The sequence below is a fragment of the Candidatus Pelagibacter sp. HIMB1495 genome (genome assembly GCF_052047955.1).
GTDB lineage: Bacteria > Pseudomonadota > Alphaproteobacteria > Pelagibacterales > Pelagibacteraceae > Pelagibacter.
Map to the genome: position 1 here is coordinate 1287334 of NZ_JBNAIQ010000001.1, position 15160 is coordinate 1302493.

The 15160-nt window shown below is 30.0% G+C and carries 15 protein-coding genes; 5 read left to right on the forward strand and 10 right to left on the reverse strand.

Annotated elements, in window-relative coordinates:
• The 4 genes from ACTTAW_RS06955 to ACTTAW_RS06970 are packed head-to-tail and all read left to right on the forward strand — an operon-like array spanning position 1 to position 4054.
• Complete coding sequence (locus ACTTAW_RS06955) at positions 1-150, forward strand: hypothetical protein (RefSeq protein ID WP_262590388.1); 150 nt, start codon at positions 1-3, stop codon at positions 148-150.
• A 17-nt stretch (positions 151-167) separates the two neighbouring features.
• Positions 168-1493 (forward strand): type III glutamate--ammonia ligase, encoded by a 1326-nt coding sequence (gene glnT / locus ACTTAW_RS06960; RefSeq protein WP_440651703.1) that lies wholly within the window; start codon positions 168-170, stop codon positions 1491-1493.
• Between the two features lie 3 nt (positions 1494-1496).
• On the forward strand, positions 1497-2627 hold the full coding sequence (locus tag ACTTAW_RS06965; protein WP_440651705.1) for a diaminopropionate ammonia-lyase: 1131 nt from the start codon (positions 1497-1499) through the stop codon (positions 2625-2627).
• Between the two features lie 5 nt (positions 2628-2632).
• The gene (locus ACTTAW_RS06970) at positions 2633-4054 is read left to right on the forward strand and encodes a cryptochrome/photolyase family protein (protein WP_440651707.1); all 1422 of its coding nucleotides are present in this window, start codon (positions 2633-2635) and stop codon (positions 4052-4054) included.
• A gap of 1 nt (position 4055) precedes the next feature.
• On the opposite strand, the gene ACTTAW_RS06975 is transcribed toward ACTTAW_RS06970, so the two are convergent.
• The 8 genes from ACTTAW_RS06975 to ACTTAW_RS07010 are packed head-to-tail and all read right to left on the reverse strand — an operon-like array spanning position 4056 to position 11508.
• Complete coding sequence (locus ACTTAW_RS06975) at positions 4056-4475, reverse strand: secondary thiamine-phosphate synthase enzyme YjbQ (protein ID WP_440651709.1); 420 nt, start codon at positions 4473-4475, stop codon at positions 4056-4058.
• Positions 4472-5527, reverse strand: coding sequence for a cell division protein ZapE (zapE, locus tag ACTTAW_RS06980; protein ID WP_440651711.1), 1056 nt, complete (start codon positions 5525-5527; stop codon positions 4472-4474). The genes ACTTAW_RS06975 and zapE overlap by 4 nt, the downstream gene beginning before the upstream one ends.
• Entirely contained in the window at positions 5527-5958 is a 432-nt protein-coding gene (locus tag ACTTAW_RS06985; RefSeq protein WP_440614082.1) for a hypothetical protein, read from the reverse strand. Before ACTTAW_RS06985 ends, zapE begins: the two co-directional genes overlap by 1 nt.
• Before the next feature lie 2 nt (positions 5959-5960).
• The gene (locus tag ACTTAW_RS06990; protein ID WP_440651713.1) at positions 5961-7259 is read right to left on the reverse strand and encodes an outer membrane protein assembly factor BamB family protein; all 1299 of its coding nucleotides are present in this window, start codon (positions 7257-7259) and stop codon (positions 5961-5963) included.
• Positions 7252-7896 carry a hypothetical protein gene (locus ACTTAW_RS06995; RefSeq protein ID WP_440651715.1) on the reverse strand — a complete coding sequence of 215 codons (645 nt, stop codon included), beginning with the start codon at positions 7894-7896 and terminating at the stop codon, positions 7252-7254. The genes ACTTAW_RS06990 and ACTTAW_RS06995 overlap by 8 nt, the downstream gene beginning before the upstream one ends.
• A gap of 1 nt (position 7897) precedes the next feature.
• A complete protein-coding gene (gene acnA, locus ACTTAW_RS07000; protein WP_440651717.1) occupies positions 7898-10567 on the reverse strand; it encodes an aconitate hydratase AcnA in 2670 nt (889 codons plus the stop codon).
• A gap of 3 nt (positions 10568-10570) precedes the next feature.
• The gene (locus ACTTAW_RS07005) at positions 10571-11164 is read right to left on the reverse strand and encodes a LysE family translocator (RefSeq protein WP_262590378.1); all 594 of its coding nucleotides are present in this window, start codon (positions 11162-11164) and stop codon (positions 10571-10573) included.
• A gap of 2 nt (positions 11165-11166) precedes the next feature.
• Positions 11167-11508 (reverse strand): tRNA-binding protein, encoded by a 342-nt coding sequence (locus tag ACTTAW_RS07010; RefSeq protein ID WP_440619473.1) that lies wholly within the window; start codon positions 11506-11508, stop codon positions 11167-11169.
• A gap of 27 nt (positions 11509-11535) precedes the next feature.
• Here ACTTAW_RS07010 and argE point away from each other — a divergent pair, with 27 nt between their 5' ends.
• Entirely contained in the window at positions 11536-12714 is a 1179-nt protein-coding gene (argE, locus tag ACTTAW_RS07015) for an acetylornithine deacetylase (protein WP_440651719.1), read from the forward strand.
• Here the strand turns inward: argE and ACTTAW_RS07020 are convergent.
• Together ACTTAW_RS07020 and speB are read right to left on the reverse strand one after the other, a co-directional pair.
• Complete coding sequence (locus tag ACTTAW_RS07020) at positions 12711-14144, reverse strand: aldehyde dehydrogenase family protein (protein ID WP_440651721.1); 1434 nt, start codon at positions 14142-14144, stop codon at positions 12711-12713. The two genes, argE and ACTTAW_RS07020, sit on opposite strands and share 4 nt — an antisense overlap.
• 20 nt (positions 14145-14164) lie before the next feature.
• Positions 14165-15124 carry an agmatinase gene (gene speB, locus ACTTAW_RS07025; protein ID WP_440614075.1) on the reverse strand — a complete coding sequence of 320 codons (960 nt, stop codon included), beginning with the start codon at positions 15122-15124 and terminating at the stop codon, positions 14165-14167.
• Positions 15125-15160: the final 36 nt, after the last annotated feature.

Consider the following 15160-nt stretch of genomic DNA (forward strand, 5'->3'; position numbering starts at 1 on the left):
ATGACAGATGAAAATGAAGAATTAAGACCCTCAAAAATGAGAGGAGTTGCATTTCCTAAAGCTAAATACGGTGTAATTTTAGCAATAATAATTATTATAGTTGTAAATTTGATTTATTATAAAGAAACTATCTTATCTTTTTTTAAATAATTATGTTAAGCTAGTTAATGGCTAAAAACTTATTTAAAATTGCAAAACAAAAAAAAATTAAATATTTTTTAATTAGCTTTGTAGATCTTTTTGGAGTTTTAAGATCAAAACTTGTTCCAGCTCATGCAATCAAAGAAATGCAAACTGCAGGTGCGGGTTTTGCTGGTTTTGCAGCATGGCTAGATATGACGCCAGCAGACTCTGATATGTTTGGGATCCCTGATCCTGATAGCTTGATTCAATTGCCATGGAATAAAGAAGTTGGATGGTTAGCATCTGATTTATGGATGAACGGTAAACCAGTGGAAGCATCGCCAAGAGTAATGTTAAAAAATCAAATTAAAAAGCTTAAAAAACAAAATTTAACAATGAAGTCAGGTGTTGAATGTGAATATTTTTTAATATCACCTGATGGAGAGTCAATTGCAGATCCAAGAGATACTCAATCAAAACCTTGTTATGATCAATCTGCATTGATGAGAAGATATGATTTAATTAAAGAAATTTGTGACTGTATGATTGAAATGGGATGGGGTCCTTATCAAAATGACCATGAGGACGCAAACGGACAGTTTGAAATGAATTGGGATTACTCTGACTGCTTAAAAACTGCAGACAGACATACCTTTTTTAAATACATGGTAAAAACAATTGCTGAAAAACACGGATTAAGAGCAACATTCATGCCTAAACCTTTTAACAATTTAACAGGTAATGGGTGTCATGCTCATGTATCAGTTTGGCAAGGTAAGAAAAATAAGTTTCTAGATAAATCTGATAAACTTGGATTGAGTAAAATTGCATATAATTTCTTAGGTGGAGTAATTAAAAATGCATCATCGTTGTCGGCATTTTTTAATCCAACAATTAATAGCTACAGAAGAATTAATGCACCACCTACAAAATCTGGAGCATCATGGTCACCAAGCAGTATTTCTTACACTGGAAACAACCGAACACATATGATTAGAATTCCTGATCCAGGAAGATTTGAATTAAGGTTAATGGATGGATCTGCTAATCCATATTTATTACAAGCTAGTATTTTGGCTGCTGGCTTAGATGGTATCAAAAATAAAATCAATCCCGGCAATCCTTTGCATTGCAATATGTACGAAGACTTTGCAAAATATCCTGACTTACCAAAATTACCAGATGAGTTAGATCAATCACTTTCTCAATTAAAAGATAATAAAAGTATGAATGAAGCTTTTGGATCAGATGTTATTTCAAGTTATATAAAATTAAGAGATACAGAAATTAAAGAATTTAAATCAAAAGAAAGTTTTGATAAGGCCAAAGCAGTCACTAAATGGGAAAAAGATAACACATTAGATTGTTAGTTTATGAGTATTTTATCTAACGGTCATCAATGGAAATTGACTGAATTTGCTGATAATAAAAAATATTCATTTGATAGAGATCAAATCTTAAGCTCATTAAACTCAACAGATATAGATGATGCTTACAATTCTATCTCAAAATGGGAAGGATACTCCCCTACACCCCTAGTTAAATTAAACAAATTATCTAAAGAATTAAATTTAAAAAATATTTTTTATAAAGACGAAAATAAAAGATTTAATTTAAAATCCTTCAAAGCCCTAGGAGGAGCTTATGCTGTTGAAAAAGTTACCAAAGGAAATAAAGAAATAGTCGTAGCGACTGCTACAGCTGGAAACCATGGTAGGTCTGTTGCTTGGGGTGCAAAAAGATTAGGTTTAAAATGTAAAATTTTTATAAGTGAATTTGTAAGTGATGCAAGAGGCAAAGCTATGGAAGCACTTGGTGCAGAAGTTATAAAAGTTAAAGGCAATTACGAAAATTCTTTGATTGAATGCATAAAACAATCTACAGAAAATAATTGGCAAATTGTTCAGGATGTTGCTTGGAAAGATTATATGCTAGTGCCTAAGTATACAATGGCTGGTTATTCAGTAATGATGAAGGAAATAGCTGAACAAATTAAAAATGAAAAAATTTCTCATATTATTCTACAAGCTGGTGTTGGTGGTATGGCTGGTGCAATGGTGGCTGGGATAGCGAGATACCTAAATAATATTCCTACGATAATTGTAGTAGAACCAGATAGTGCAGCTTGCGTAATGGAAAGTATTAAAACTGGAAAAATTGAAAAAATTGATATTAAACGAGAAAGTTTAATGGGCGGGATGTCGTGTGGAGAAGTGTCACTTGTGCCATGGGAAATCTTAAAAAACTCAGTTAAACATTGTATAAGTTTACCTGACGATGATATTGCAAAAACTATGAAATTACTTGGAAATGCAAGCTTTAGTGAAGAGAGTATAATTGCAGGTGAAAATGCTGCACCAGGTGTAATTAGTTTAATTGCAAGCTGTGAAGATGAAACAATTAAGACAAAAATTGATCTTAATGAAAATTCTAATGTATTAATTTTTGGTTGTGAGGGTGATACCGATCAAGAAATGTATCAAAAATTAGTAAATCAAAAATAATTATAATGAAAAGCACTGGAATATTTTGGATTAGAGAAGATTTTAGAATTGATAATAATCCAGCTCTTTCCTTTGCAACTAATAATCATGAGAATGTGATTGCGTTATATATTTATAACAATAATGAATTTGACAACAAAAGAGAAGCTCAGAAATGGTGGTTATTTAAATCATTAGAGTCAATAAAAACAGAACTTTCAAAATTTAAAATCAATCTAGAAATTTTAAAAGGTGATGAGTTAGATATTTTTTCAAAGCTTAAAAAAAAAGATAATGTATGTATCTATTGGAATAAAATTTATGAACCAGATGTTATATCTAAAGGAAAAAAAATAAGAGATCTATTTATAAAAAAAGAAATAGAATACAAATATTTTAAAGGAAATATTTTAAATGAATTTCAAGAAGTAACTAAAAATGATGGTACACCATTTAAAGTATTTACACCTTTCTGGAGAACTGCTGAACAAATTTATCTAAATCAACCTCCAAGTAAAAATTATACTGTAAAAAAGAAAACTAAAGACATCAATTTTTTTAAGAATTCTTTAGATCTCAAAAATATTTTACCAAATAAAAAATGGTATGAAAAATTTGATAAATATTGGAAAGTTTCAGAAAAAGATTCTCAAAAGATTCTAAAAGATTTATTAGAAAATAAAATTAAAGATTATGGGACTAATAGAGATATCCCTTCCATAAATGGTACTTCTAGGTTATCCCCATATTTAAAATTTGGTCAAATTCATGTGAATACAATTTGGAAAAAGTGTAGTGAGCTAAAATCAAAAGGAATAGGATATAGAAAATATATAAACGAACTTGGTTGGCGAGAATTTTCTCATAGTCTAATTAATTATTTTCCTGAATTCTTAAAAGGTAACTTTCGAAAAGAATTTGACAAATTCCCATGGGTTAAAAATGAAAAATTTTTGAAAGCATGGAAAAAAGGTATGACAGGGTATCCAATAGTTGATGCCGGCATGAGAGAATTATACGAAACTGGATGGATGCATAATAGAATTAGAATGGTTGTAGGATCCTTTTTAGTAAAACATTTGAGAATTAATTGGATAGAGGGAGAGAAGCATTTTAGAAACTGCTTACTTGACTTTAATAAAGCTAATAACGTTGCACAATGGCAATGGGTTGCTGGTTGTGGAGCTGATGCTGCACCATACTTTAGAATTTTTAATCCTATTCTTCAGGGTGAAAAATTTGACAAAGAAGGTATTTATGTAAAAAAATGGGTTCCTGAATTAAATAAAGTTCCTGCAAAATTTATTCACAAACCTTGGGAAATGGAAGTCAAATATCAAGAAGCTATTAAAACAATTATAGGTAAAGATTATCCACAACCAATAGTTATTCATGAAAAAGCAAGAGCTGCTGCATTGGATGCATTTCAATCTCTGAAGAAAAAATAACTTATTCTCCCAAAAAATGATGAATTATAGATCTTTTTTGAGACTCTAACCTGTGTTCAAACAGATAGAGACCTTGCCAAGTACCCATTAATAATTCTTTATTTTTGATACTAAGAGTAATTTGATTATTCGTTAATGCAGATTTGATATGAGCTGGCATATCATCTTTACCTTCAGTTGTATGAATATAAAGCGAATTATCCATTGGTACTAACTTGTCAAAATATTTAATCAAATCAGTTTGTACATCTGGGTCTGCATTCTCCTGTACAACTAAAGACGCACTTGTATGCTGAATACTTAAATTTAAAATTCCATTCTTAAAATTATTTTCATTTATCCAATTAAGAGTTTGATCTGTAAATTCATATAACTTTTGACCATTAGTGTTTATTTGAAGATTAAAAAATTCTTGTTTCATGAATTTATCACTTTAGATGTTAATTCGTATAATCTACTAATTGTTCTCTCAAATGGTTTTTCTAATAGTTTTGATGATGTAATTTTATCCAAACTTTGATTAGCTGTTACTGCAATTGGAACACTATTATCATAAATTATATCTAATAAAGTTATAAATCTTTGTTGTTGGTTAGAATTAAAATTATCAAACTGTGGTATTTGATCGATTACTATAAAAACACAATTTTTAATAATTTCTAAATAATCTTCTGCACCTAAATTCTGGTCACATAATGTTTTAAAATCAAATCTAGCCACGCCTTCATAAAAATTTTCTATTTTAAAATTTCTTCCTTTTACATTAATTATTTTCTCAGTTTTATTTTTATCTTTAGTAATAGTTCTAAAAAATTTATTTATTTTAAAATTGGTTTCTTCATCAAGTGGAAAAAAGTATCTATCTTGAGAATTATTAGATTTTCTATAGTCATCTTCTATTACAAGTTCGTATTGAAAAGATTGATCCTCCATTATTTTTATAAATGGTTTGAACTGATCTCTTTGAAGACCATCTTTGTAAAGCTCAGAGATTTTAGTATTGGAAGTTACAATTATTTTTATATCTTCTTTGAAGATTTGATCAAATAATTTTCCTAAAATCATAGCATCAACTATGTTAGTTACCTGAAACTCATCAAAATAAATTAATGATGCTTTTGATTTTAAATCTTTAACAAATTCATTAATAATATTTTCTTGATTACTACCTTTTCTTTCATGAACAAAATCATGGAAACTCAACATAAACTCATTAAAATGTAATCTTAATTTCTTGTGATCTAATTGATCAAAAAAGAAATCTAAAATCATTGTTTTGCCTACACCAACATCTCCATATAAATAAAACCCCTTTTTAAAAGATTGGCTTTGAAAAATTTTTGATATCAATGATTTGAAATTACCCTCATAATATTCTTGTAATTTTTTTATTAAATCTATCTGACTAGGATTAATTTCTAAATTTTGTTTTTTGCAGTGAGATATAAATTCTTTTTCAAAAGGTAAGGCCATTAACTTCTTTTAGTTTTAAAATCGATACCATATTCTGATCGTGGTCCTTTTCGTAAACCAAATGGTCCTGGAATAAATATTGTCATTGGTTTTGTGCCTGGTTCTAAATCAACTCTATGAAAAGCATTTGCTGATCTAAAACCAATGTATCCAGGCTTTCGCCAAAATCTTCCATTTTTTGTTGTTTCCCAGTACCCTCCTCTTAAAATTATTGTAATGTATGGGCATAAATGGTTATGCACCCCATCACCATGATCATCATCTAACATTTCATGAATTAATATATTAAATGGAAACCATTTGGGTCTATTTCTGAATATCACATAATATCTATTCATCCACGGTTTTGCTTCTTCAAATTTTGGGTGCGATGGTCCTCTATCTAGAACTACTTTTTTTCTTCCGATCTTTTCTAAAAATTTCAAGATCATATTTAATTGTATTGTACGATAGATCCGTTTCTAACTACATACAAATTATTATTAAATATAAATGGTTCTGAAACAATGTCTCCAGAAACTTTTTCTACGTTTAAAACTTTTCCTTCACTTAAATCAGCAATTATTATTTTTCCATCAGAATTTGTTAAATATAGATTGGTATTACCTATAACAAAGCCAACTGGTTCAATTTCTTTTCTTTTTTTAATTTTATAATTTTTAAAAAGATCTGTAATTCTAAGTATGTTGCCTTTGTTTTTTTCAACCACATACAAATATCCATCATTAGAAACTGTAAAAATCAAATTGCCAGTAATTATTGGAGTAATATTTGAATTTAAATCATTTATCCAATTAACAACTCCTGTTTTAACATCTACTGAATAAAATTCATTTTTATTATTTGAAAAAAATATAGAATTTCCATCTGATACTAATTTTGATACTTTAAGATCATATGTTTCATAAATGGTATTGCTACTTTGAGTTGGTAACTGCCAAGTGATTAATCCATTTTCAATATCAACTGCTGTGATATCTCCAATTGAGTTGCTAAACACTACCATTTCATCAATTACAATTAATGAATATTTTGCATTTGATATTGTAAAAGAGTCTTCTGTTTGTAAATTCCAACATTCAGATCCATCTTCAATTTCATAGCATCTCAAAGTATTTTTATAATCAACAACAAAAATTTTGTTTCTATAACTTTTAATATCTGAATTAAATGGATAGCTATTATTTTTTGTCCAATTCAATTCACCAGTTTCAAGATTAATCGAATAATATTTAGCAATACTGTCTGTAATGAATACATTTTTTTCTTTAATTGCAAAATTTAACTTTGGTCTTAATTTTTTTTCTGACTTGGTGTAATGATTTTTTTTCCATAACACTTTTTTATTATTATCGTATCTAATAATTGTACCTTTTTTATCAAAAAAAATTAATCCATCTGATAAAAAAATCGGTTTGTAATTAAGATTATTTATTTCATCTAACTTTGAAAATTTATAATTACCTATTTTTTCTAATTGACCCTCATAACTTTGAGCACCGTAGTTATTGGTATTATCTATTATTTTGTTGGTTGTTCTTAATCCAGATAAATCAAGTTTCACTTCTTGATTAAATTCAGAGGCTTTTACCTCTTCATCTGCAAATATTTTTTTTACATTTTCTTTTTCTGATAAATCTTTTTCCTTATCTTTCCAAATTCTTGAATTTTCATTGAAAGAACAATTATTTAGAAGAAAAAATGTAATAAATAATGCTAATAGTCTAATCACTCAAATCTCTGTTTAATCTTTTCTCTGATTCTATTCTTATATCTGGATTTGGATTTTCTAAAGTCGTTATTTGTTGAAAAAATTCTTTTGCTTTTTGTTTTTGATCTTGTGCATAAAAATATTCGGCCATTAAGTATAATGCGTGCGATTTCCATACACTTTCTGAATTAATTAATGGATTTAGCATATTTAGTAAATCAGCTTCATTTGCCTGATTTGCATTAAATAGTGCCTTTTTATAGATAACTAAATTTTTAATTTCTTTATCTAGTGATGTTTCGTCAATTATGACATCAAATAATTTATTAACCTCGCTTTGATCAGAAAGAAGATTGTTATCAATTATAAAATAAAGAGAGAGCGGAGAATAAGTTGGATCTTTTTGATTAATTATCTCCAATAATTTATTTAAAGTTGTCTCTTTAGCACTTTCAGAATGATCAATAGTAATTGCATTAAAATTATCAGATATCTGTCTTTTTTTATCAGTTGTGTATTTATCGTAACTGTAAACACCTATTACAACCAAAACTAAAACAATAACTGAGGAAATTAGAACCTTTTTGTTATTAACAAAAAAGTTCTTAATTTTTTCGTTTCTAGTATTTGCATTTATTATTGATAAATCTTCATCCATATCAAATCATGTTCCTTAGCACATATTGGAGAATTCCTCCATTTTTATAATACTCCAGCTCATTTTTAGTATCTATTCTAGATAAAGTCTTCACTTTTTTAATTTCTCCAGAGATATATTTGATCTCTATAACAACTTCATCAGAAGGATTTATACCTTTTTCAATATCAACTACACTTATTAGTTCTGAACCAACTAAATTTAAGCTTTTTCTATTTTCTCCATCTTTAAATTGCAGTGGTAAAATTCCCATTCCAATTAAATTTGATCTATGAATTCTTTCAAAGCTTTCAGCAATAACAGCTTTTACTCCTAAAAGTTTAGTTCCTTTAGCAGCCCAATCTCTCGAAGAGCCAGTTCCATATTCTTTACCACCTATTACTACTAAATCAGTTCCTCTTTTTTTATACACAACAACTGCATCATAAACGGGCATTACTTTTTCTTCAGGATATAATTTTGTAAATCCACCTTCAGTTCCTGGTGCCATTTCATTTCTAATTCTAATATTAGCAAAAGTTCCTCTCATCATAACTTCATGATTTCCTCTTCTTGAGCCATAAGAATTATAATCTTTAGGTAAAATTTGATGTTCCATAAAATATTCTCCAGTTGGACTATCTTTTTGTATGCTTCCAGCTGGTGAAATATGATCTGTTGTTATCATATCACCCAATATTAATAACGGTCTTGCATCTTTAATTTCTTTAAATCCTTCTGGCTCATCAGACAAACCTTCAAAGAATGGAGGTTTTTTTACATAAGTTGAACCTTCATCCCATTTGTAAATACTGCTTTTTTCAGTTTTAATTTGTTGCCATTGAGTAGGGCCGTTGGATACATTTGAGTATCTTTGGATAAACATATCAGCATTCAAAGATTGTTTTAAAGTATCTTCTATTTCTTGATTTGATGGCCAAATATCTTTCAAAAATATATCTTTCCCATCTTTACTTTTTCCAAGAGGGTCTTTGTATAAATCAAACTCCATATGTCCAGCTATTGCGTAAGCAACCACCAATGGTGGAGAAGCTAAATAGTTTGCTTTAATATGTGGAGAAATTCTTCCTTCAAAATTTCTATTTCCTGATAGTACAGAAACGGCGTGAATATTTTCTTTTTGAATCGCTTCAACTATATTTTCAGGTAATGGTCCTGAGTTTCCAATACAAGTAGTGCATCCGTATCCAACTAAATTAAAACCTAATTGATCTAAATAAGTATTTAAACCAGCTTTTTCTAAATAGTCAGTCACTACTTGAGATCCAGGTGCTAATGATGTTTTGACCCAAGGCTTAACTTCTAATCCATGCTCAACAGCTTTTTTAGCAAGCAAACCTGCTCCAATTAAAACATTTGGATTTGAAGTATTGGTACATGAGGTTATAGCAGCAATTAAAATTGAACCATCTTGAATTTCATAATCAGTATTTGAAACTTTTGATATTGATTTTTTATCTTTATTAGTTGCTTCAGATAAAACTTTTTTAAATGAAGTTGATGCATCGGTTAACAAAACTTTATCTTGAGGTCTTTTTGGCCCAGAAATAGTTGGTACAACCGTAGACATGTCTAATGAAATTACATCAGTAAATTCTAAATCATTACTTGCCCACAAACCTTGTTCTTTTGCATATTTTTCAACTACGTCAACAGTGTGCTGATCTCTTCCTGAAAATTTTAAATATTTTAAAGTTTCATGATCTATTGGAAAAAAACCACAAGTAGCACCGTATTCTGGAGCCATATTTGCAATAGTTGCTCTATCTGCAAGAGTTAGATTTTTTAAACCATCTCCATAAAATTCTACAAATTTTCCAACAACACCTTTATCTCTTAACATTTTAACCACTGTCAAAACAAGATCTGTTGCCGTTGTACCTTCGGGCATTTTATTTTTAACTTCAAAACCAATCACTTCAGGTATCAACATAGATATAGGTTGGCCTAACATTCCTGCTTCTGCTTCAATACCACCTACTCCCCAGCCTAAAACAGAAAGTCCATTAACCATCGTTGTATGGCTGTCTGTGCCGACAAGTGTATCTGGAAATATATATTTCTCACCTTTAAATTCTTCAGACCAAACTACTTTAGATAAGTATTCTAAATTTACCTGATGACAAATTCCTGTTCCTGGAGGGACAATTCTAAAATTATCAAAAGCTTGTTGTCCCCATTTTAAAAATGAATATCTCTCACCATTTCTATTGAATTCAATATCTACGTTTTTTTCAAATGAATCTGCTTTTGCAGATTGATCAACTTGAACAGAATGATCAATTACAAGATCAACTGCTGATAATGGATTAATTGTATTGGGATCTTTATTTTTTTCTTTAACAGCCTCTCTCATTGCAGCTAAATCTGCAACAGCAGGAATTCCTGTGTAATCTTGAAGCAAAACTCTAGCAGGTCTATATGCAATTTCAGTTTTTGATTTTTTTGTTTTCAGCCAATTTTTAATTGCTTCTATTTGAGATTTTGTAACACTCAAATCATCTTCGTATCTTAATAAATTTTCTAATAAAACTTTTAGAGATTTTGGAAGTTTATTAATTCCATCTAGCCCATTTTTTTCTGCTTCGCTTAATGAATAATAATTATACTCTTTGTTGTTGATGTTAATTTTTTTAAGAGAATTATAAGAATTTTTATTTCCTGGTGTCATATTTTATAAATAAAAAGTTATTATGCTTGTTAAAAGAAGCAGTGACATAGCATAATTAAAATAATTAATAAATTTCTGATTTGTCGCAAATTTCCTAAAGAATTTACCCAAAAATGTCCAAAGAGTTATACTCGTTACAGAAACTAGTAAAGCCATAACAAGAATTTGAGTCGTATAACTCATAAATGTTTCTCCTGGGTTTATATAAGTAGATACAAGAATTATAGATGCAATTACACCTTTTGGATTTAGAAACTGAAAGATAAAAGTTTCATGAAATTTAATCGGATTTTTATTTTTATTTTCTTGATTTGATGGACCTGAAAAAGAAATTTTATAAGCTAAATAAATCAAAAATAGAGTTCCTAAATATTTTAATATTTCTTGAATTAAAGGATAAAGCTTAAATATATTTATCAAACCTAAAGCTAGGCATAATAATAAAAATGGAAAACCTAGTGTAACCCCGATTATATGTGGAAGTGTTCTAACTATACCAAAGTTAAAACCAGAATAAAAAGCTACAAAGTTATTAGGACCAGGTGTAAATGCAGCAACAATTCCAAATAAAGTTATCGAAAGAATTTCAGGATGCATTGCTAAGCAATTGGTAAACCATTCTCAGCTTTTTGTGACGGGTGTACTAAAGTAACTTTCCCTTCAGCATCTATTGCTCCTAAAACTAATACTTGTGAAACTACACCAGCAATATTTTTCTCAGGAAAATTACAAACTGCAATGACTTGCTTTCCTTTTAAATTCTCCTCATTATAATAATGAGTAATTTGAGCTGATGATTGTTTGACGCCAATTTCACTTCCAAAATCTACTTCAACTACTAAAGATGGCTTTCTAGCCTTTTCATTTTTTTTAACTGAAATAACAGTGCCAACTCTAATATCTACTTTGTCAAAAGTGTCATAGGTAATTTGCTCTTTAATCATAATATAATATAGTGTTTTAAGTATATGAGTATAGATAACAATTTATATGAAAAATCAATCAAGATTTTAACTGACTTAATTGCATTTAAAACTATCTCAGGCCAAGATAATAGTAATTTGATTGATTATTGTGAAAACATTTTAAATAACATCGGAATAGATACTTTCAAAGTTTACGATGATGATAAAAAAAGAGTTAATCTTTTTGGAACTTTAAAAGCAAAAAATCAAAGCACAAAAAAACCAATCATTCTATCAGGACACACTGATGTGGTTCCAGTTTCTAAAGGTTGGAGCACCGATCCATTTGTTGCAACAATTAAAAACGATAAACTTTATGGAAGAGGATCATGTGACATGAAAGGATTTATTGCTTGTACACTCGCTTATGCACCAATATTTAAAGAAAGTAATTTAGATAGAGATTTACATTTCTGTTACACTTTTGATGAAGAGACTGCATGTATTGGTGCTCCTCTGTTGATAGAGGAATTGAAAAAAAGAGATATCAAAAATGGAATTTGTATAATTGGAGAACCAACTACAATGAAAATAATAGATGCTCACAAAGGTATGAATGAATACACAGTTCACTTTGGAGGACTAGCAGGACATAGTTCAAAGCCACATTTAGGAGTAAATGCTGCAGAATATGCTACTAGGTATGTTGGAAAACTTTTAGAAATAAGAGAGCAGTTAAAAAAACGAGTTAAAGAAAATAGTATCTTTGATCCTCCACATTCAACCTTATCAATTGGGGGCATTAAAGGTGGTATTGCTCATAATGTTATTGCAGACAAATGTATTGTTGAATGGGAAACAAGGCCAGTTGTTAAAGAGGATGGGGAATTTGTAACAAATGAAATTGATAAATATGCAAATGAAGTACTTTTACCAGAAATGAAAAAAGTATTTCCAGATTCTTATATAAAAAAAGAAACGATTGGTGAAGTGGTTGGGTTTAACAGATTAGATGAATCTGAAGCATGTGAATTTGTATCAAATATAACTGGTGATAATTCAAGGGAAGTGGTTTCTTTTGGAACAGAGGCTGGTTTATTTCAAGAACTAGGTATTAGTACAGTTGTTTGTGGACCTGGATCTATAGAGCAAGCTCATAAAATTGATGAGTTCATAGAATTAAATGAAATGAAAAAATGCCTTAAATTTTTAGAAGGTGTAAAAGATAAATCAGTAAATTAACTCCAACCACCCACAGCTTTTACTTCTAAAAATTCCTCTAAGCCGTGTTCACCTGCTTCTCTACCAATACCAGAGTGTTTAAAACCTCCAAAGGGTGCATCAACTGCAATACCAGCTCCATTAACATCCACCATTCCAGATCTTAATTTTCTAGCAACTCTTTGAACTTTTTCAGAGTCTTGAGTTTGAATATAGTTCGTTAATCCATAAGAAGTGTCATTTGCAATTTTAATTGCCTCTTCTTCTGTTTCAAATGGGATAACAGATAGAACAGGTCCAAAAATTTCAGTTCTTGCAACATCCATATCATTATTTACATCTGCAAATACAGTTGGTTTAACAAAGTAACCTTTGTCTAATCCATCAGGTTTACCTGTTCCTCCAGCAACTAATTTTGCTCCTTCATCAATACCTTTTTGGATTAAAGTTTGAATTTTATTGTATTGAGTCTCTGAAATAACTGGACCTATATGTTCTCCTTCTTTTTTAGGATCACCCACCTCAAAGCTTTCAGTATATTTTTTTAATCTCTCTATAGCCTCATCATACATTGATTTTTCAACCAACATTCTTGTTGGAGCATTACAAGATTGTCCAGAATTTCTAAAACATCTTAAAGCACCTCTTTCAATTGCTTCTGGATCAGCATCTTTAAAAATAATATTTGCTCCTTTTCCACCTAACTCTAAGCTTACTCTTTTAAAATCTTTAGCAGCATTTTGAGAAATCAAAGCTCCAGCTCTTGTTGAGCCTGTAAAAGAAATCATGTTAATATCTGGATGGCTTGTAAGGGCATCACCTGTTGTTCCTCCATCACCATTAACTAAATTAAACACACCTTTTGGAAATTTTACTTCATCAATAATTTCAGCAAGTATCATTGATGAAAGTGGCGCTAATTCTGATGGCTTTAATACCATTGTGCAACCTGCAGCAATTGCTGGCATTACTTTTAAACAAACTTGGTTCATTGGCCAATTCCAGGGTGTTATTAATGCACAAACACCTTTAGGTTCATAAATTAATCTTTGGTTAGGAGCGTGTTCTCCCAATGGTTTTTCAAATTCGAAATTTTTCAAATATCTGATAAATGATTTAATATGACTTGCTCCTGTTCCTGCTTGTAATTTTGTAGCAAAATCTTTTGGTGCACCCATTTCAAGAGTTATAGCTTCTGCAATATCTGCCCATCTTTTTTTATAATTTTCATAGAGTTTTTCTAATAATGCGATCCTTTCTTCTTTAGAAGAAAAAGCCCAAGACTCGTATGCATCTTTTGCTGCAGCAACTGCTAAATCAACATCTGCTTTATTTCCCAAAGTAATTACAGCACAGTTATCTTCTGTAGCTGGATCGATTACTTTAATTTCTTCAGTACTGTTTGGTTTAACCCAAGCACCATTAATATAAAAATTTTTTTTATCTAACATGATTTAAAATTATCCTTTCCTTATGATTTTGCAAATAAATTTGTTAATTCGTAAACTATTGTTGCAGCTGCAAGAGATGTAACTTCAGCATGATCATATGCTGGTGAAACTTCTACTACATCAGCTGAAACTAAATTTAATCCTGACAACCCTCTTAAAACATTTACCATTTCTCGTGTGGTCATTCCTGCTATCTCTGGTGTTCCTGTACCAGGTGCAAAAGCTGGATCCAATACATCAATATCTATAGATAGATAAAGTGGATTATCTCCTACTCTTTTTCTAATCCTTTCTGCAATTTTATCTGTTCCTTCAGTTTGAAATTCATCACAGTGAATTATTTTAAAACCAAAACTTTCATCATTTTTTATATCATCTCTGCTGTAAAGAGGTCCTCTTATTCCAACATGCATTGAAGCATCATCTAAAAATAATCCTTCTTCTCTTGCTCTTCTAAAAGGAGTTCCATGTGTATATGGAGCGCCGAAATAAGTATCCCAAGTATCTAAATGAGCATCAAAATGAACTAAAGAAACTGGTCCTTTATTTTTTTTATTAATTGCTCTTAGCAATGGCACTGCAATTGTATGATCACCACCTAAACTAATTATTCCACCTACTTTATTTAATAGATCAGTTGCTCCCTCCTCTATTTGTTTAATAGCTTCATCAATACTAAATGGATTGCATGAAATATCTCCAGCATCAGCAACTTGTTGAATTTTAAAAGGCTCCACATCATAACTTGGATGATAATTTGTTCTTAAATGTCTAGATGCTTGTCTTATACTCTGAGGACCAAATCTCGCTCCTGGTCTATAACTGGTTCCAGCATCAAACGGGACACCAACAATCGCTACATCACAGCTCTCGACATCTCTTAATTCTGGTAATCTTGCAAAAGTACTTGGACCAGCATATCGAGGTACTTTTGTTCCACTTACCGGTTGAATAGGGTTTTTGTTTCTTTCTTTTGTCATTTTTTAATAATCTAAGATAATATTATCTAATCTAAT